We start from the raw sequence: 17213 nt of genomic DNA on the forward strand, positions 1-17213 counted from the left end.
TCAGAGCGTCCGTCCGCTCCGGTACATGGCGTGCTGGCGGCGGTTGAGCGTCGTGGCTTCCGCCAGCCGGCCCATCGCCGCCCCGGCATGGGCATGGGTGATGGCCAGGCCGAGCGCGTCGGCGGCATCGCTGCCCGGCAGGCCGGGCAGCTGCAGCAGCCGGCGCACCATCTCCTGCACCTGGGATTTGGCCGCGCGGCCGTGGCCCACGACGGCCTTCTTCATCTGCAGCGCGGTGTACTCGGCCACGGGCAGCTGGCTGGCCACCAGGGCGGTGACGCAGGCGCCCCGTGCCTGGCCGAGCAGCAGGGTGGACTGGGGGTTCACGTTCACGAAGACGATCTCGACCGTGGCCGCGTCGGGCTGGTAGCGGGCGGCCACTTCGGTGATGCCGTCGAACAGGATCTTCAGGCGGCCCGGCAGGTCGCCCAGGGCGGCGCCCGTCGTGCGGATGGTGCCGCTGGCCACGTAGCTCAGGTGGTGGCCGTCCACGTCCACCACGCCGAAGCCGGTGGTCTGCAGGCCGGGGTCGATGCCCAGGATTCTCATGGGGGTGCCGTTCACAGGCCGAAGTACCAGCGGGCCGAATGGAAGAACACGGGGCCCGCGAAGCACAGCGCGTCCACCCGGTCCAGCAGGCCGCCCGCCCCGGTGGTGGACTGGCCCTGCAGGCCCCAGCTGGTCACGCCGCGGTCGCGCTTGAGCGCCTTCATCACGAGGTGGCCGAGCGTGCCGGCCAGGCAGGCCAGCAGCGCCATGCCCAGCGCCTGCCCCACCTTGAAGGGGGTGATGAACGACAGCGCAACGCCCGCCAGGCCCCCCACCGCGACGCCGACGGTCCAGCTCAGCCACTGGAAGCTCTGGCTCACCAGCGGGGCGACGGGGCGGTGCGGGAAGCGCCGGCCGAGCAGGTGCTGCGCGATGACGCTGGTCTGCACCACGGCCACGAGGAAGAAGACCAGGAAGGCGCCGCGCCCCTCGTAGTTCGGAAAATCGAGCAGCAGCAGCGCGGGCACGTGGCTCATGCCGTACACGCAGACCATGATGCCCCACTGCAGCTTGGCATTGCGCTCCAGGAAGCGTTCCGGATCGTTGGCCAGCGCGCTCGCCACCGGCAGCGCGAGGAAGACATAGACCGGGATGAACACCGTCAGCAGGTCGAACTTGCGCATCCCCACGATGGCGAACTGCAGCGGCAGCACGATGAAGAACGCCAGTGCGAGGCTGCGGTGGTCCCCCCGCCGGGTGGGCGAGAGCGTGATGAACTCGCGCAGCGCCAGGAAGGCGACGATGGCGAAAAGCACCGTGGCGACGGCATCGCCCAGGGCCCAGCCCACCCAGAAGACCGTCGCCATGATCCAGGAGGTCTTCAGCAGGCTCCAGAAGCGGCGCCATTCCTGCTGGTGCACCTCGTGCGCTGCCTGGTCTTCCGGACCGGGCCCGCGCGCCTCGCGCAGGGTCTGGAAGAAGGCGTAGAGGGTGACCAGCGACAGCAGGCCGAACATGGCCACGAACAGCGCGCCGATCTGCTGCGTGGTGGTGAGGTGGCGGAGGGTGTCCAGCATGGCTCACACCTCCCGCAGGGCGATCACCGCGCGCCGGGCGCGGTCGAGGAAGGCGCGCCGCTCTTCGCCCGCGCCCAGTTCGATGGGCGCGCCGAAAGTCACCGAGCACAGGATGGGCACGGGTACCACCTCGCCCTTGGGCATCACCCGCTGGACGTTGTGGATCCAGGCCGGCACGAGCACCACCTGCGGGAACATCTGCGCGAGCCGGTAGAGCCCGGACTTGAAGGGCTGGGGCTCGTCCCCGTGGCCGCGCGTGCCTTCGGGGAAGATCACGATGGAATCCCCGCTCTCCAGGGCCTGCACCAGCGGCGCGAGCGGATCGTCCGCGGGCAGCGCGGCGCGCAGGGCCTCCGGGTCCGGCCGCACGGGTTGCCCCGGATCGGCGGCCGGTGCAAGCGGTTCGGCCGGCGCGGGCGCGGACTGCGCCAGGAAGCCCTCGAGCGTGCCCTGGGCGGGAAGCGGGCCGGGCACGGGCGACTCCGGCTGGGCGGGCAATGGGGGTGCTGCGGGCGGCGCAGGTTCCGCGGAGGCCGGCAGGGGCGCTCCGACCGCCGCCTGCACGGGGGGCTGGGGTGGCGCCTCCGGCGCGGGGCGCTGGCCGGACGTGCCCGATACCCGGTCCACGTACACCGCGTTGAAGACGGCCGTGGTCAGCCACTGCCGGAAGGGGCTCTTGGTCCAGTAGTCGCGGGCGGCGATGGGCCGGGTGATGCTGCGCAGTTCCTGGGGCAGGGCGGCCCAGATCATCACGAGGTCGGCATGGCTCTGGTGGTTGGCGAAATAGATGCGCTGCTCGGCCTTGGGCGGGCAGCCGTACCACCGGGCCTGCGAGCCGGTCAGCAGGCGCACCAGGCCGAGCAGGAAAAGGCTCATCAACTTGGACAGCATGGCCCGGATCATACGGGGGCGCTTTCCATTCCAGCCCGGCGCCGCGCCGCGTGCAGCCCTCCGGGCAATCCCGCAGGCCGGGAAGGGCCATGAATTGCGGAACGGGGGTAAATCGTTCCACTCTTCGGAATCCGGAAAGTTCGCCTCCTATTCGGCGAATATGGCTTCTAGACTCTGCCCATGCGAACCAAAAAATGATTTTGGTATCGTATTGATCAAATTTACCAAAGAGGGAACCCTGAACATGTCGTCCAACCTCCTGCTGTCACGCCGCCACGCTCTCGCCCTGGGCCTGGGAAGCGCGGCCCTGCCCTGGCTCGCCCATGCCCAGGGGCCGCAGGGTGCGGGCAGCGGGGGCGAGTTTCCTTCCCGGCCGATCCGGCTGGTGGTGCCCTTCGCGCCGGCAGGATCGACGGACATCCTCGCGCGGCTGCTTTCCAAACAGCTTTTCCCCCACAGCGGCCAGCCCATCGTGGTCGAGAACGTCGCCGGCGCGGGCGGCAACCTGGGGGCCGCCCTGGTGGCGCGCGCCCCGGCCGACGGCTACACCCTCGAGATCGGCGCGATGTCCACCCATGCGATGAACGGCAGCCTCTACCGGCACCTGCCTTTCGACCCCATGAACGACTTCGACACCGTCGCCATGCTGGCCTACGCGATCAACGTGATCGCGGTGTCCGCCAGCATGCCGGTGCACACCTTCCCCGAACTGCTCGACTACATCCGCGCCAACCCCGGCAAGATCAACTACGCCTCCGGGGGCATCGGCACGCACAACCACCTCACCCTGGCCCTGCTGGCCAAGACCGCGGGCCTGGATATCGTGCACGTGCCCTACAAGGGAGGCGGCCCCGCCGTGGCGGCCCTGGTGCAGGGAGAGTGCCAGATGTTCGCGGGCGGCGCCTCGCTGCTGCTGCCCCACGCGCAGTCCGGAAAGATCCGCCTCATCGCGGTGACCGAGAAGAACCGCACCGACCTGCTGCCCGGCGTGCCGAGCGTGTCCGAGACGCTCAAGGGCTTCGAGGTGACCAACTGGTATGGCGTGTTCGCGCCGCGCGGCCTCGAGCCGGCGCGCCGCGCGCAGCTCAACGAAGAGATCAACCGCGTCACCGCGCTGCCCGAGATCGCCGAGCGATTCCGGGGCCTGGGCATGGTGCGCTCCCCCCTGTCGCCGCTGCAGCTGCGCGCCGTGCTCCAGGCGGACCACGACCTGTGGTCCCGCACCATCCAATCCCTCCGCATCGCACCCGAATGACCTCCTCCGCCCCCGCCCCCCTGCCGCCCGAAGCGGCTGCCGTCCTGCACAGCGTCGACTGGAGCGCGCTGGAATGGGTGCCCGTGCGCCGCGGCATCGAACGCAAGGCGTTCGGCAGCGGCAACGTCACCCTGGCGCTGCACCGCCTGATGCCGGGGCACGAGCCCCGGCCGCATATGCACCCGAACGAGCAGGTGATGTACATCCTGGCGGGGCAGATGGACGTGCATGTGGACGGGCAGGTGGTCCGGCTGGGGCCCGGCGGGCTGTTGCTCATCCCGCCGCATGCGCTGCACTATGGCGTGGTGGTGGGCGACGAGCCCGTGCTCAACCTGGATGTCTTCACGCCCGCGCGGCCGGAATACCTCGCATGACCGGCACCGCCCACCCCCTGCCTTCCGGTCCGTCCCCTGCGGCACGGCTGCGCAGCCGCATCCTGGCGCGCGACCGCCTGATGGCGACCTTCGTCAAGACGACCTCGCACCAGACGGTGGAAGTGCTGGCCGCCACGGGGCTCGATACGCTCGTGCTCGATGCCGAGCATGCACCGTTCGGCCCGGAAAGCCTGGACCGCAGCCTGCTCGCCGCCCATGCCTGCGCACTGCCGGTGCTGGTGCGCGTGCCGTATCCGCGCGCCTCGGCGATCCAGCAGGCGCTGGACCTCGGCGCAGGCGGGGTGATGGTGCCGCACGTGGACGATGCCCGCATCGCCGAAGAGGTGGTGCGCGCCGCGCGCTACGGCCAGGGCGGTGCCAGGGGGTTCAGCACGTCCTCGCGCGCCGGGGGCTACGGCACCCGCAGCATGGCCGAGCACCTGCGTGCCAGCGATGCGCACACCTCGGTCATCGTGCAGATCGAAAGCGCCCGTGCCGTGGCCGAGGCGGCCGCCATCGCCGCCGTGCCGGGCGTGGATTGCCTGTTCGTCGGCCCGGCCGACCTAGCCGTGTCCCTCGGGGCGCTGGGGCTGGACGACCCGCGCGTGGCCGATGCGGTCGCGGCCGTGAGCGCCGCCGGGCTGTCCCAGGGGCGCGCGGTGGGCTGCTTCGTCCCCGATGTGCACGCCATCCCTCCGCTGGCCGCGCAGGGCATGTCGTTTTTCGTGGTGGGCTCCGACCAGGCCCTGCTGTGCCGGGCGGCACGGCAGGTGCTGGCCGAGGCGACCGAGGCCGAGACGGCCTGAAGGCATCGGGGAAACCTGCCCATGGACCACCTGATTTCCGTTTCTCCAGCGCGCGTGACCGGGGGCCCGCGCGCAATCGCGTTCCCCGAATGCCCCCCGCATTCGCTGGCCTTCCATTTCCACAGAGAGAACAACCCATGAGTACCGAAGTCCGCTCCGTGCAACGTGCGCTGCTGATCCTGCGCGTCATGAACGAGCGCTCCACCTGGAGCCTGCAGGAACTGCACCAGCGCACGGGCCTCGCCAAGTCCACGCTGCACCGCCTGCTGGGCACGCTGGAGCACGAGAAATACGTGCGCAGCGATCCCCATGCCTACGGGCAGTACCAGCTGACGCTGGCCGTGAGCAACCTCAGCAGCGGCGTGAACGAGAAGCTGCGCCTGGCCGAACTGGCCGCGCCGCTGATGATCACCGCCACGCGGCAGATCAAGTGGCCGCTATCGCTCGCCGTGATCGACGGGCACCAGATGCGCGTGGTGTTCTGCACCATGCCCTACAGCCCCTATGCCATCCGCCCCTCAAGCCTGGGCCGGCGCTACGACCTGATCCCCTCGGCGCTGGGCCGTGCCTACCTCGCCTATTGCACCCGCGCCGAGCGACGCATCCTCGTGGAGGCCGCCAACACCCATGGCGAGCCGCACCAGAAGATCACCGACATGTGGGCGCTGCGCCGGATCGTGCGGGAAACGCGCCGCCAGGGCTATGCCATCCGCTACGCGCGCAACAACTCCGAGAGCACGGCTTTCGCGGTGCCGGTGTTCGGCGGCGGCGTGCTGCGCGGCGCGCTGGTGTATTCCACCTTCGCGAGCCAGATGGACGACCGCATGCTCAAGCGCTTCCTGTCGCTCGTGCAGTCCACCGCATCGCGCATCGGCGAGGAAGCCGCGCAGTCGTCGCAGCCTTCCGGCATGCCGATGCCGCCGCAGACGGCCGGCGTCCTGGCCGCACCGCAGCCGGTGGCGTATGCCGGTGCCGTGTCGAACGCCCACCCCGTGGCGGCCTGAAGGAGCGATCTAAGGCAGTTCCGCGCTGCCCATCCGTCCCAGGATCACGCGCGTGCGGCCCGACAGGTACGCCGAGCCCGGGTTCTTCTCGAAGCGCTTCGGGGCGGGCAGCATGACGGCGAGGCGCGCCGCCTCCGGGGCGCTCAGCTGCGACGCGCTCTTGCGGAAGTAGCGCTGTGCCGCCGCCTCGGCGCCGAACACGCCTTCACCCCATTCCACGCTGTTGAGGTAGATCTCCAGGATGCGCTCCTTGGAGAGCAGTTGCTCCAGCGCCAGCGTCAGCACGAACTCCTGCCCCTTGCGCAGCAGGTTGCGCTCGCCGGAGAGCAGCAGGTTCTTGGCGAGCTGCTGCGTGATGGTGGAGCCGCCCCGGATGCGCGCCGGGCGCACCGCCCGCCCGGGCTGGGCATCCTGCAGCCGGGCGGCCTGGGCCTCGGCGCGGGCATTGCGCTCCCAGGCCTTCTCGATTGCATTCCAGTCCACCCCGTCGTGGCTGGCGAAGCCATCGTCCTCCGACGCGATCACCGCGCGCTTGAGCGTGTCCGCGATGCGGCCATAGGGCACCCATTGCTGGCGCCAGCGCAGTCCGCTGCCGCCGGCCACCTGGGCCCAGGCCTCGGAGCGCTGGAAGCTGGTGGACTGAGGATCGATGGCCGCCATCGCGGCGATGCGCAGCACGAAGAACAGCTGCAGGGCCAAGCCGGCCAGCAGCACGCAGCCGATCCAGCGCAGCAGGCCCTTCATAGCTGCGCGCGCAGTTCCTGCAGCACCTGCGCGGCCGGGGGACGCACGCCGCGCCAGACGGCGAACGCCTCGGCGGCCTGCTCCACCAGCATGCCCAGCCCGTCGCGAGGCACCGCGCCGCGGGCGCGAGCCCAGTCCATGAAACCCTGCGCTGCGGGGCCGTACATCATGTCGTAGGCCAGCGTGCCCTCGCGCAGCACCGTGCCCGGCACGGGCACTTCGCCGCCGGCCAGGCTGCTGGCCGTGGCGTTGATGACCACGTCGTAGCCGGCGCCGGGCTGGCCGACCGGCAGCGCCTCGAGCACCACCTGCCGGCTGGCCGCGAGGTCCGCGTGCGCCTGCACCAGGGCCCGTGCGCGCGCTTCGGTGCGGTTCACCACGGCGATCCGCCGGGGCGCCTGGTCCAGCAGCGGGGCGAGCACGCCCGCGGCCGCTCCTCCGGCACCCACGAGCAACACGTCGCGGCCCGCGAGCGCCACGCCCGCATTGCCCACGATGTCCGCCACCAGGCCCAGGCCATCGGTGTTCTCGGCATGCACCGTGCCGTCGGCGCGGAAACTCAGGGTGTTGGCCGCTCCCGCGCGCCGCACGCGGTCGCTGGCGTGGGTCGCGAGCCGGGCCGCGTCGTGCTTGAACGGCACCGTCACGTTGCAGCCCGCCCCGCCGGCCGCCGCGAAATCGGCGAGCGCCTGGGCGAAGCCATCGAGCGGCACCAGCCGCCGCGTGTAGCCGATCCGCTGGCCGGTGAGTTCGGCGAAGCGTGCATGGATCCACGGCGAGCGGCTGTGCTCCACGGGATGGCCCATCACGCAGTACACGTCCGGGGCGGATGTCGTCGTCATGGCGGCAGAGGGAGGAAAAGTCGTCGGGAAAGCGGGCGGGGGCGTCAGCGCACGCTGGTCTCCAGCGTCTGCTCGCGCGTGAACTTGAAGCGCGACACCACGGCGATCTGGTCGGCCTTGGCGCGCATCGCGGGGCTGAAGTTGCCGAAGGGACCTGACGCGCGCACGATGGCCTGCGCGCGCTGGTCCAGCAGGCGGTTGCCCGAACCCTGGACGATCTCGGTATCGAGCACCCGGCCGTCGTGGTTCACGGTCACGATCATGGTCAACTCGCCGTAGAGTTTCCTGCCGGCCTGCTCGGGGAAGCTTTCCGTGCCCTTGTCCTCGATCTTGCGGCGCAGCGCGTCGTAATAGACCGCATAGACCTCTTCGCGGGTCGCCGGGCTGATGTAGCGCTTCTTCGGGCGGGAGTTCTCTTCGTTGATGCGCTTCTCGATCTCGGCGAGCAGCTTCAGCAGCTGGCGGCGCCGCTCCTCCTGCTGCACGCGGTCCGTGTTCGGGCTCTGGTCGCGCGGGTCGGGCGGGGGCATGGTCGCCAGTTGCTTGCGCAACTGCGCCAGCAACTGGGCCTGCTGCTCCTGCATGGCGTCGAGCTTGCGCTGCGCCTCCTCGAAATCCTCGCCCACCTGCGTGATGGCGGAATAGGGCAGGGGGCTGGTCGCGCGGCCCTTGTCCGCGTCGCCGCCGCCCGCCAGCGACGATTGCGCGATGGCCTGGGCCTTCTCGGGGCGCTCGTTGGACCTGGCGTTCACCAGGATCACCTCCAGCGGCGTGTCCTGGAAGACGCGGTTGAAGCCTTCCGGGTCGATGAAGCGCGCCGACAGCAGCACGGCGTGCACGGCCACCGAGAAGGCGAGCGCGATCTGCAGCGTGCTGAAGCGTTGGAGGAAGGCGGGGAGTCTCACGGCGGCCGATTATGCGGGCTGGAGCAGCGTGTCCAGCAGCGTTCAGGACGCCGCGGGCGCTGCGCTCGTTCCCTCGGCCTCGTTGACGTCCACCGCGATGGCGATCGGGCCGGCCACGGCTTCCTCGTCGTCGCCTTCGGGCTCGCCGGCAGTGGCGTCGTCCCCTGGATCGGCCGGATCGTCCAGGCGCTCGACCACGGTGCCGTTCACATCCAGCGTGATGTCGTCGATCTCGCCCAGCTTCACGCGCACCCGCGCGCCGCGGGGCAGCGCCTGGGCGCCCAGCACGGGCAGCACCAGCGGCAGTTCGTCCGCGCGCACCAGGTAGCTGCCGCCGCCGCCGTCCTTGATCACGCTGGCATCGAGTTCGGCGATGCCGTTCTGGCGCAGGTACTGCAGCGTCCAGAAGCGCTCCATGCCGGCCTGGTAGCCGTTGTAGGCGCCGTAGGCCGCGTCGAAGCTGCTGATGATGGAGAACAGGTCCGCGTCCTTGGGCTTGAACGGCGCGGCCAGCGCAGCCGTCTTGCCGTGGCGCACGCAGGCGATGATCTGCCACTGGTTCACCAGATCGACGTAGCGGCGCAGCGGCGAGGTCGCCCAGGCGTAGCTCTTCACGCCGATGCCCGCATGGGGCAGGGCCTTGGTGCCCATGCGCACCTTCATGCCGGGCGCGAGGCTGGCCTGGCTGCGGTAGATGCCGGGCACGCCATGGTCGGCCAGCAGGCCACCCCAGGTGCTGTTGGCCACGATGGCGGCCTCCGCCACGATCAGGTCCAGCGGCGCGCCGCGGCGGCGCGTGGTGATCGAGACGGTCTCGGCGCCGGTCGGCTCGCTGCCCTCGGGCACGCCTGCAAGGCGGAAGTTGTAGTCGGGCCGGTTGAAGGTCTCGGGCTTGCCGCGCACCACCTCGCGCTGCGCCTTGAGCTTGCGCGCCAGGCGGTGGAGGAACGACAGCTCGGCCCGGCGCTCCTGCAGCGCGGAGGGCGTGCCTTCCACCTCCACGGACGGGTCCTGCAGCCACTCCTCGGTGACGATGTGGTCCAGCCGGTCATGGCGCAGGTTCACGGCGACGGGCACGCGTTCGAGCTTCGTTTCCGTGCCCGTGATCTCCAGCGTGGCCTCGTCGATGGACACGTAGAGCGAGACGGCCGGGTTCGCGCGGCCTTCGTCGAGCGTATAGATCTGCACCACCTCGTCCGGCAGCATGGTGATCTTGTAGCCCGGCATGTAGACGGTGGAAAGCCGCTGCCGGCCGAGCTGGTCGAGCGGGGAGCCCGGCACGATCGCCAGGCCCGGCGCCGCGATGTGGATGCCCAGCACCACGGTGCCGGTGCCCAGGCCCTGCACCGAGAGTGCGTCGTCGATCTCGGTGGTCTGCGAGTCGTCGATCGAATAGGCCTGCACGGGCGCCAGCGGCAGGTCTGCCGGCGGCTGGGGCGCCGTGAGCGACGGGAAGCCCGTGCCCTTGGGGAAGTTGTCGAACAGGAAGCGCTTCCAGTGGAACTGGTAGGGCGAATCGATGGCGCCGGCCTGCTGCAGCAGATCGAGCGGAGCTTTGTGGGTGGCGCGGCTGGCTTCCACCACGGCCTTGTATTCAGGCGCGTTCTTGTCGGGCCTGAAGAGGATCTTGTAGAGCTGCTCGCGGATCGGCTGCGGGCATTCGCCGCGGCCCAGTTGCTCCGCCCAGGCGGCGATCTGCTCCTGGATCAGGCGCTTCTTCTCGATGCCGGCCAGCGCCTGCTGCAGGATCTCGGCCGGTGCCTTCTTGAACCGGCCCTTGCCGGCGCGGCGGAAGTAGTGCGGCGCTTCGTAGAGGGCGAACAGCGCGCCCGCCTGCTGTGCCAGCGTGGCGTTTTCGGAGAAATAGTCGCGGGCGAGGTCGGCGAAGCCGAATTCCTCTTCCGGCGCGAACTCCCAGGCCAGGGGCAGCTCGATGGTCGCGGCCAGGGCCTGGCCCTCGCGCATCAGGTCGGCCGGGGCGGGCTTCTCGAATTTCAGCAGGATGTGGGCGGCCTTCACCTTCACCCGCTTGCCCGATTCGAGCTCGATCTGGGCCGAGCTTTCCGCTTCGGACAGGATGCGGCCGGCCAGGAACTTGCCGGCTTCTTCAAACAGTGCGTGCATGGCGGGATTGTCCCATGGGCCGTGCATCCGGCCGGCCTGGCGCGGCAGGAGCCGCCGGGCACCCTATGATCTGGCGCTTGCCAGCGCCTGCCGCGCTTCCCTTTTCGCGACCGACCCCGCCCGCTTCCGCGCCCCTCCCATCCGATGACCGCGCCCGCGCAATCCCCCTGGCTCTCGCCCCTGCTCGCCTGCAGCGCCGCCGTGGCCATCGCGCTGCCCTTCCTGTACGGACATACGACCCCGCCGCTGTCCAACTTCTGGCCCCTGGCCGTTTCCGGACTGTGCGCCTTCGCGGTGGCGGCCGCCCTGGCCGCCGCCTGGTCGCGCCAGCCGGCCGGCGCGGCGGGCGACGGCCTGCGCCAGGGGGCGGCCCGGACGGTGGCGGCCGGCATGCTGCTCGCCGGCCTGCTGGGTGCCGCCATCGGGCTGGCCCAGTTCTTCTGGGGCGATCCCGGCTGGGCGCCCTGGATCTATCCCTCCACGCACGGCATCGCCATGGGCAACCTGCGCCAGCGCAACCAGCAGGCCACGCTGCTGTGCATGGGCGCCTGGGCGCTCGCCTGGTGGGTGGCGCGCACGCACCAGGCGCCGCAGTTGGGCGAAGGCCGGCGCCTGCGGCCCGCCTCCGTGGCGCTGGCGCTGCTCGCCTTCTGGGCGCTCGCGCTGCTCGCGGCCGGCGCGGCGGCCACGGCATCGCGCACCGGGGCGCTGGAATGGGGCTGCATGCTGGTCCTGCTGCTGCTCTGGCGCCGCTCCCTGGGCGCGCCGACACTGGCCCTGGGCATGGCGGGCATCGCGCTCTATGCCCTGTTCTCCGGGCTGCTGCCCATCCTGCTGGAGCGCTGGACAGGCTTCGCCATGGACGGCCTGTTCGCGCGCCTTTCGGCACCCGAGCATGCCTGCGACAACCGCCGCGTGCTCTGGTCGAACGTGCTGCACCTGATCGCGCAGCGGCCCTGGACGGGATGGGGGTGGGGCGAGCTGTCCTATGCCCATTACATCACCCAGTACCCCGGCAAGCGCTTCTGCCTGCTGGTGGACAACGCCCACGACCTGCCGCTGCACCTGGCCGTGGAGCTGGGCCTGCCATTCACCCTGGCCGCCTGCGGCCTGGCGCTCTGGCTCGTGTGGCGCGCGCGGCCCTGGCGGGAAACCGACCCGGCCCGGCAGCTCGCCTGGGGGCTGCTGGCCATCATCGGCGTGCACAGCCTGCTGGAGTTCCCGCTCTGGTACGGGCCGTTCCAGCTGGCGGCGGCCTGCGCGCTCGCGCTGCTGTGGCCGCGCTGCTGGCGGATGCCGGCGCGCGCGGCCCTGCGGGTCCCGCTGCTGTGCGGCGCCGGGCTGGCGGCAGGCCTCTGGCTGGCCGGCATCGCGCTGCTGGTGCGCGACTACCACCGCGTCTCGCAGCTCTACATCGCCGTGGACCAGCGCGATCCCGCCTTCCGGGACGACACCGCGCGGCGTGTCGCCGACTCCACGGTCTTCTTCCGCGACACCCTGGATTTCGCCGTGCTCACCACGCTGCAGCCCACGCGGCACAACGCTGCCCGCGTGCACGCCCTCGCCAGCCGGCTGCTGCACTACTCGCCCGAGCCCCGCGTCATCGAGGCGCTCATCGACAGCGCCACCCGGCTCGGCCTGGACGGCGAAGCCGACTTCCATACGCGGCGCTACCGCGATGTGTATCCGCAGGAATACGCCAACTGGCTGGCCAAGCGGCCGGCGCCGGCTGCTACCGTCCGGCCGGTCCCGGGCCTGCTCGGGCCGCGGCCGAGCCGTCCCCTGCGCTAATCCACCAGACCGCAGAACGCCACCACTTCGCCGAGGTGGTCCGGGAACGTGCTCAGCGCGTGGTCGCCCCCTTCGAGCAGCCGCACCTGCGCGCCGGCATGGCGGGCCGCCATCTCCCGCCAGTCCAGGAGCTCGTCGCCCTTGGCGATGATGGCCAGCTTCGGGCCGGCCGGGGGAAGGCCCCGCACGTCCAGCGCCCGGAGTTCGGCGATGTATTCCGGCCGGAAGTAGAAGTGCTCCGCGGGGTCGTGCCACGCCGTCTGCTCGCCGATGTAGCGCTCCAGGTCCCGGGCCGGGTCCACCGCCGGGTTCAGCACCACGCTCGTGCAGCCGGGCTTCTGCCGGGCCACCCAGCTCGCGTAGAACCCGCCCAGGGACGAACCCACCACGGCCATGCGATGCGCCGGCCAGTCCGCGATGCCCTGAGCGACCAGCGCCATCGCTTCCCGGGGCGACGGGGGCAGCTGCGGGCACCAGAAGCGCGCGTCGGGCCGGTGCACTGCCATCCATTGCGCCATCTGCTGCGCCTTGGCCGAGCGGGGGGACGAGCGGAAGCCGTGCAGGTAGAGCAGGTGGGTGGTGGCGTGTGGCATGGGAAGGCGGAGGGGAAAGTGCACGGGCGGGCGCCGGGGGCGGGAGGGCCCCGGGGCGTACCGGGCATTGTGCCGCCGGCCGGCTCCCGCGGGGCGGCCGCCGATAATGGCGCCCCATGTCCGCCGTTTTCGACAAGCCTTCCCTGCCGCAGCGCATCCTGCCCCTGTTCCGGGGCTTCGACTGGCCGCTCATCGCGGTGCTGCTGCTGCTGTCGTCGATCGGCCTGGTGGCCATGTATTCCTCGGGCTACGACCACGGCACCCGCTTCTACGACCACGGCCGCAACATGGTCCTGGCGGCGGGCATCCTCTTCGCCGTGGCACAGATTCCCCCGCAGCGCCTCATGGCCCTGGCCGTGCCGCTCTACGCGGCGGGCGTCGCCCTGCTGGTGGCCGTGGCGATGTTCGGCATCATCAAGAAGGGCGCCCAGCGCTGGATCAACGTGGGCATCGTGATCCAGCCGAGCGAGATCCTCAAGATCGCCATGCCGCTCATGCTGGCCTGGTGGTTCCAGAAGCGCGAGGGGCAGCTGCGTCCGCTGGATTTCGCGGTGGCCGTCGTGCTGCTCGCCGTGCCCGTGGGCCTCATCATGAAGCAGCCCGACCTGGGCACCTCGCTGCTGGTGCTGGCGGCCGGGCTGTCGGTCATCTTCTTCGCGGGATTGCCCTGGAAGCTGGTGCTGCCCCCGGTGATTCTCGGCGGCATCGGCATCGCCCTCATCGTGTGGTTCGAGCCGCAGCTCTGCGCGGACGGCATGCGCTGGCCGGTGCTGCACGACTACCAGCAGCAGCGCATCTGCACGCTGCTCGATCCCACGCGCGATCCGCTGGGCAAGGGCTTCCACATCATCCAGGGCATGATCGCCATCGGCTCGGGCGGCGTGTGGGGCAAGGGCTTCATGGCCGGCACGCAGACCCACCTGGAGTTCATCCCCGAGCGCACCACCGATTTCATCTTCGCGGCCTATTCCGAGGAGTTCGGCCTGGTGGGCAACCTGTTCCTGATCTTCTGCCTGCTGCTGCTCGTCTGGCGCGGGCTGGCCATCGCCCTGGGCGCGACCACGCTCTTCTCGCGGCTGATGGCCGGCGCCGTGTCGATGATCTTTTTCACCTACGCCTTCGTGAACATGGGCATGGTGAGCGGCATCCTGCCCGTGGTGGGCGTGCCGCTGCCCTTCGTGAGCTATGGCGGCACCGCCATGGTCACGCTGGGGCTGGCGCTGGGCGTGCTGATGTCCATCGCCCGCGCGCAGCGGCAGCCGCTGGCCCCGGCCTGAGGCGGGCGGCCACCCTCAATCCGTCAGCCCGCGCGCAGGCAGGTCTCCACGGCGCGGCCCACCTGCAGGATGCGCGCATCCGCGCCGTGCAGCCCCGCCACCGACAGCCCCACCGGCAGTTCGCCCGGGGCCCCGCAGGGCAGGGACAGCGCGCAGCCGTCCAGGAAGTTGATCACCGAGGTATTGCGCAGCACCAGGGCGTTGGTGGCGAAGAAGTGGGCGTCGTCCCGCTCCAGCGGTTCGCGCAGCGGCGCGCGAACGGCCACCGTGGGCATCAGCCAGGCGTCCAGGTGGCCCAGGCGCTCCTGCGCGGCGGCCTGCAGCCGGGCGCGGGCGTCCTGCACATCGATGTAGTCCGCGGCCAGGATGGCCTCCCCCCGCCGGGTGCGCTGCGCCACGCGCGGGTCGTAGCGGGCCGCCACAGAGGCGTCCACGAGGCGTGCGCGGTGCACCTGCCAGGCCTCCGCCGCGATCAGTCCGCCCGCCGCGTTGATGCGCGGCAGCGCGTGCAGCTCCGCAAAGGCCACCCGTTCGATGCGCGCCCCTGCCGCGGAAAGCCGGCGCAGCGCACTCTCGAACGCGGCAGCCACCTCGGGCTCCAGGCCGTCCATGACGAGATCCTGCACCACCCCCAGCCGCATCCCGGCCAGGGGCCAGGGGCCGGCAGGAGCGGCGTCGCTGCCCTCTCCGGACAGCACCGCGTCCAGGATCGCGCAGCAATCCACGCTGCGCGCCAGCGGGCCGATGGAGTCGAGGCTGCGCGAGAGCGGGTACGCGCCCGCGAGCGGCACCCGCCGCGCCGTCGGCTTGAAACCCGTGAGCCCGCAGAACGCCGACGGAATGCGGATGGAGCCGCCCGTGTCCGTGCCCAGCGCCGCGGCGGCCAGGTCCAGTGCCACCGTGGCCGCCGCGCCGGAGCTGGATCCGCCCGTGACCCGCCCGGCATCCTGCGGATGTGCCGGCGTGCCGTGGTGGGGGTTGAGGCCCAGCCCGGAAAAAGCGAACTCACTCATGTTGGTGCGGCCCAGCAGGACGGCCCCCGCGGCGCGCAGCCGGGCCACGGCGACGGCATCGCACGGGGCGGGCCCGGCATCCGCCAGCACGGCGGAGCCGGCGCGCGTCACCTGCCCGCGCACGTCGAACAGGTCCTTGACCGATACCGGCAGCCCGGCGAGCGGGGAGGGCACGTGGCCCGCGGCACGGGCCAGGTCGCTCGCCCGGGCCGCCAGCCGCGCGGCCAGCGCGTCCACCTCTCCCACATAGGCGGCACCTCCGCCGGCACGGTGCGCCGCGATGCGCTCCAGTGCCGCCTCCACCAGGGCCTCGCTCGTCGTGGCGCCCTCGGCCAGGGAGCGGGCGAGTTCGCGGATCGTGGGAAGGGCGGGGCGGTCGGACATGGGCGGCGGTCTCCTGGGCTGTGACGGACGATATGGGGAGGGACAGAGAGTGCATTCTTGCAGGCTGTCGCCGCACCCCGGGCAGGTTGGGAGAGGCCACGACGGCATGCGGGGTGTGGCGTTGCAGCGGACGGGCTGTGGCGGGCCCTTCTAGAATCCCCGCATGATCTCCCGCGAACCGACCATCGAACGCCTGTCCATCGCCCGCCAGTTGCTGCTGGAACCCTTCGGGCTGGACGAAACCCACCTGGCGCGCGCGCTGTCGGACATCCGGGCCCACCGGGTGGACGACGCCGACCTCTACTTCCAGTACACCCGCAACGAGGGCTGGAGCCTGGAAGAGGGCATCGTCAAGACCGGCTCCTTCAGCATCGACCAGGGCGTGGGCGTGCGGGCCGTGAGCGGCGAGAAGACGGCTTTCGCCTATTCTGACGACATCTCCGAGGCCTCGCTGCGCGACGCGGCGCATACGGTGCGCTCCATCGCCGTGGCGGCGCAGCAGGGCCGCGCGAAGGTCGCCGCCCGCAAGGTCGCGGCCAGCCGCTCCCTCTATCCCGACCTCGACCCGATCGCCACGCTCGACAGCACGGCCAAGGTGGCGCTGCTGGAAAAGGTGGAGCAGCGCGCCCGTGCCAAGGACCCGCGCGTGGCCCAGGTCATGGCCGGCCTGGCGAGCGAATACGACGTGGTTCTGGTGGCGCGCGCCGACGGAACGCTCGCGGCCGACGTGCGTCCCCTGGTGCGCCTGTCCCTGACGGTGATCGCCGAGCAGGGCGGACGCCGCGAGATGGGCTCCGCCGGCGGCGGAGGCCGCTTCGGCCTGGCCTACTTCGACGACGAGCAGATCGGCCGCTATGTGGACGAGGCAGTGAACGCAGCACTGGTCAATCTGGACGCCCGGCCCGCGCCTGCCGGCGAGATGACCGTGGTGCTCGGCCCCGGCTGGCCCGGCATCCTGCTGCACGAGGCCGTGGGCCACGGCCTGGAGGGCGACTTCAATCGCAAGGGCTCCAGCGCGTTCAGCGGGCGCATCGGCCAGCGCGTGGCTGCCAAGGGCGTCACGGTGCTGGACGACGGCACCATCGCCGATCGCCGCGGCTCCCTCAACGTGGACGACGAAGGACATGCCAGCCAGCGCAACGTGCTCATCGAGGACGGCATCCTCCGGGGCTACATCCAGGATTCGCTCAATGCCCGCCTGATGGGCGTGGCCCCCACGGGCAACGGCCGCCGCGAAAGCTACGCCCACATCCCCATGCCCCGCATGACCAACACCTACATGCTGGGCGGCGACAAGGACCCGGCCGAGATCGTGGCCAGCATCCGGCGCGGCCTCTACGCCACCAACTTCGGCGGCGGCCAGGTGGACATCACGAGCGGCAAGTTCGTGTTCTCCGCCAGCGAAGCCTACTGGGTGGAGAACGGCAAAATCCTCTACCCCGTCAAGGGTGCCACCATCGTCGGCAGCGGTCCGGAATCCCTCAAGCGCGTGAGCATGATCGGCAACGACATGGCGCTCGACAGCGGCGTCGGCACCTGCGGCAAGGAAGGCCAGAGCGTGCCCGTGGGCGTGGGCCAGCCCACGCTGCGCATCGACGGCCTGACCGTGGGCGGAACGGCCTGAGGTACGGCTCCGGCACGGTGC

The 17213-nt window shown here is 71.1% G+C and carries 16 protein-coding genes; 7 read left to right on the forward strand and 9 right to left on the reverse strand.

Annotation, left to right across the window (positions count from 1 at the left end; genetic code table 11):
- From ruvC to T336_RS0102690, 3 genes are read right to left on the reverse strand one after another with little or no spacing between them, the layout of a single operon-like run.
- A complete protein-coding gene (gene ruvC, locus T336_RS0102680; RefSeq protein WP_013593238.1) occupies positions 1-549 on the reverse strand; it encodes a crossover junction endodeoxyribonuclease RuvC in 549 nt (182 codons plus the stop codon).
- A gap of 11 nt (positions 550-560) precedes the next feature.
- Positions 561-1565, reverse strand: coding sequence for a phosphatidate cytidylyltransferase (locus T336_RS0102685; protein WP_019700886.1), 1005 nt, complete (start codon positions 1563-1565; stop codon positions 561-563).
- A gap of 3 nt (positions 1566-1568) precedes the next feature.
- Positions 1569-2456: a lysophospholipid acyltransferase family protein gene (locus tag T336_RS0102690; protein ID WP_026431397.1), complete on the reverse strand. Its 888-nt coding sequence runs from the start codon at positions 2454-2456 to the stop codon at positions 1569-1571.
- A gap of 244 nt (positions 2457-2700) precedes the next feature.
- Between T336_RS0102690 and T336_RS0102695 the strand changes: the two genes are divergently transcribed.
- From T336_RS0102695 to T336_RS0102710, 4 genes are all read left to right on the forward strand, one after another.
- The gene (locus tag T336_RS0102695; RefSeq protein ID WP_026431398.1) at positions 2701-3711 is read left to right on the forward strand and encodes a Bug family tripartite tricarboxylate transporter substrate binding protein; all 1011 of its coding nucleotides are present in this window, start codon (positions 2701-2703) and stop codon (positions 3709-3711) included.
- Entirely contained in the window at positions 3708-4085 is a 378-nt protein-coding gene (locus T336_RS0102700; RefSeq protein WP_026431399.1) for a cupin domain-containing protein, read from the forward strand. The genes T336_RS0102695 and T336_RS0102700 overlap by 4 nt, the downstream gene beginning before the upstream one ends.
- On the forward strand, positions 4082-4891 hold the full coding sequence (locus tag T336_RS0102705) for an HpcH/HpaI aldolase family protein (RefSeq protein ID WP_019700889.1): 810 nt from the start codon (positions 4082-4084) through the stop codon (positions 4889-4891). Before T336_RS0102700 ends, T336_RS0102705 begins: the two co-directional genes overlap by 4 nt.
- Before the next feature lie 137 nt (positions 4892-5028).
- Entirely contained in the window at positions 5029-5895 is an 867-nt protein-coding gene (locus T336_RS0102710) for an IclR family transcriptional regulator domain-containing protein (RefSeq protein WP_019700890.1), read from the forward strand.
- Positions 5896-5904: 9 nt separating this feature from the next.
- On the opposite strand, the gene mtgA is transcribed toward T336_RS0102710, so the two are convergent.
- Genes mtgA through T336_RS0102730 form a run of 4 tightly spaced genes read right to left on the reverse strand, consistent with a single transcriptional unit; the run spans position 5905 to position 10510 of the window.
- The gene (gene mtgA, locus T336_RS0102715) at positions 5905-6639 is read right to left on the reverse strand and encodes a monofunctional biosynthetic peptidoglycan transglycosylase (RefSeq protein WP_019700021.1); all 735 of its coding nucleotides are present in this window, start codon (positions 6637-6639) and stop codon (positions 5905-5907) included.
- Positions 6636-7481, reverse strand: coding sequence for a shikimate dehydrogenase (gene aroE, locus T336_RS0102720; RefSeq protein ID WP_019700022.1), 846 nt, complete (start codon positions 7479-7481; stop codon positions 6636-6638). The genes mtgA and aroE overlap by 4 nt, the downstream gene beginning before the upstream one ends.
- 44 nt (positions 7482-7525) lie before the next feature.
- Positions 7526-8386 (reverse strand): energy transducer TonB, encoded by an 861-nt coding sequence (locus T336_RS0102725; protein ID WP_019700023.1) that lies wholly within the window; start codon positions 8384-8386, stop codon positions 7526-7528.
- A gap of 42 nt (positions 8387-8428) precedes the next feature.
- Complete coding sequence (locus T336_RS0102730) at positions 8429-10510, reverse strand: ribonuclease catalytic domain-containing protein (RefSeq protein WP_019700024.1); 2082 nt, start codon at positions 10508-10510, stop codon at positions 8429-8431.
- Positions 10511-10654: 144 nt separating this feature from the next.
- Here T336_RS0102730 and T336_RS0102735 point away from each other — a divergent pair, with 144 nt between their 5' ends.
- The gene (locus tag T336_RS0102735) at positions 10655-12301 is read left to right on the forward strand and encodes a Wzy polymerase domain-containing protein (protein ID WP_026431400.1); all 1647 of its coding nucleotides are present in this window, start codon (positions 10655-10657) and stop codon (positions 12299-12301) included.
- On the opposite strand, the gene T336_RS0102740 is transcribed toward T336_RS0102735, so the two are convergent.
- Positions 12298-12894: a YqiA/YcfP family alpha/beta fold hydrolase gene (locus T336_RS0102740; protein ID WP_026431401.1), complete on the reverse strand. Its 597-nt coding sequence runs from the start codon at positions 12892-12894 to the stop codon at positions 12298-12300. The genes T336_RS0102735 and T336_RS0102740 overlap by 4 nt on opposite strands.
- 116 nt (positions 12895-13010) lie before the next feature.
- Here T336_RS0102740 and rodA point away from each other — a divergent pair, with 116 nt between their 5' ends.
- Positions 13011-14171: a rod shape-determining protein RodA gene (gene rodA / locus T336_RS0102745; protein WP_019700027.1), complete on the forward strand. Its 1161-nt coding sequence runs from the start codon at positions 13011-13013 to the stop codon at positions 14169-14171.
- 23 nt (positions 14172-14194) lie between these two features.
- Here rodA and T336_RS0102750 read toward each other — a convergent pair whose 3' ends face one another.
- Complete coding sequence (locus T336_RS0102750; RefSeq protein WP_026431402.1) at positions 14195-15568, reverse strand: amidase; 1374 nt, start codon at positions 15566-15568, stop codon at positions 14195-14197.
- 163 nt (positions 15569-15731) lie between these two features.
- Here T336_RS0102750 and tldD point away from each other — a divergent pair, with 163 nt between their 5' ends.
- Positions 15732-17192, forward strand: a complete 1461-nt coding sequence (tldD, locus tag T336_RS0102755; protein ID WP_026431403.1) for a metalloprotease TldD — start codon at positions 15732-15734, stop codon at positions 17190-17192.
- Positions 17193-17213: the final 21 nt, after the last annotated feature.

Source organism: Paracidovorax oryzae ATCC 19882, from assembly GCF_000687165.1.
Lineage (GTDB): Bacteria > Pseudomonadota > Gammaproteobacteria > Burkholderiales > Burkholderiaceae_C > Paracidovorax > Paracidovorax oryzae.

Bases quoted from the DNA above. Each gene is read 5' to 3' on its own strand.
- ruvC (WP_013593238.1), bottom strand. From the start codon at position 549: ATGAGAATCCTGGGCATCGACCCCGGCCTGCAGACCACCGGCTTCGGC.
- T336_RS0102685 (WP_019700886.1), bottom strand. From the start codon at position 1,565: ATGCTGGACACCCTCCGCCACCTCACCACCACGCAGCAGATCGGCGCG.
- T336_RS0102690 (WP_026431397.1), bottom strand. From the start codon at position 2,456: ATGCTGTCCAAGTTGATGAGCCTTTTCCTGCTCGGCCTGGTGCGCCTG.
- T336_RS0102695 (WP_026431398.1), top strand. From the start codon at position 2,701: ATGTCGTCCAACCTCCTGCTGTCACGCCGCCACGCTCTCGCCCTGGGC.
- T336_RS0102700 (WP_026431399.1), top strand. From the start codon at position 3,708: ATGACCTCCTCCGCCCCCGCCCCCCTGCCGCCCGAAGCGGCTGCCGTC.
- T336_RS0102705 (WP_019700889.1), top strand. From the start codon at position 4,082: ATGACCGGCACCGCCCACCCCCTGCCTTCCGGTCCGTCCCCTGCGGCA.
- T336_RS0102710 (WP_019700890.1), top strand. From the start codon at position 5,029: ATGAGTACCGAAGTCCGCTCCGTGCAACGTGCGCTGCTGATCCTGCGC.
- mtgA (WP_019700021.1), bottom strand. From the start codon at position 6,639: ATGAAGGGCCTGCTGCGCTGGATCGGCTGCGTGCTGCTGGCCGGCTTG.
- aroE (WP_019700022.1), bottom strand. From the start codon at position 7,481: ATGACGACGACATCCGCCCCGGACGTGTACTGCGTGATGGGCCATCCC.
- T336_RS0102730 (WP_019700024.1), bottom strand. From the start codon at position 10,510: ATGCACGCACTGTTTGAAGAAGCCGGCAAGTTCCTGGCCGGCCGCATC.
- T336_RS0102735 (WP_026431400.1), top strand. From the start codon at position 10,655: ATGACCGCGCCCGCGCAATCCCCCTGGCTCTCGCCCCTGCTCGCCTGC.
- T336_RS0102740 (WP_026431401.1), bottom strand. From the start codon at position 12,894: ATGCCACACGCCACCACCCACCTGCTCTACCTGCACGGCTTCCGCTCG.
- rodA (WP_019700027.1), top strand. From the start codon at position 13,011: ATGTCCGCCGTTTTCGACAAGCCTTCCCTGCCGCAGCGCATCCTGCCC.
- T336_RS0102750 (WP_026431402.1), bottom strand. From the start codon at position 15,568: ATGTCCGACCGCCCCGCCCTTCCCACGATCCGCGAACTCGCCCGCTCC.
- tldD (WP_026431403.1), top strand. From the start codon at position 15,732: ATGATCTCCCGCGAACCGACCATCGAACGCCTGTCCATCGCCCGCCAG.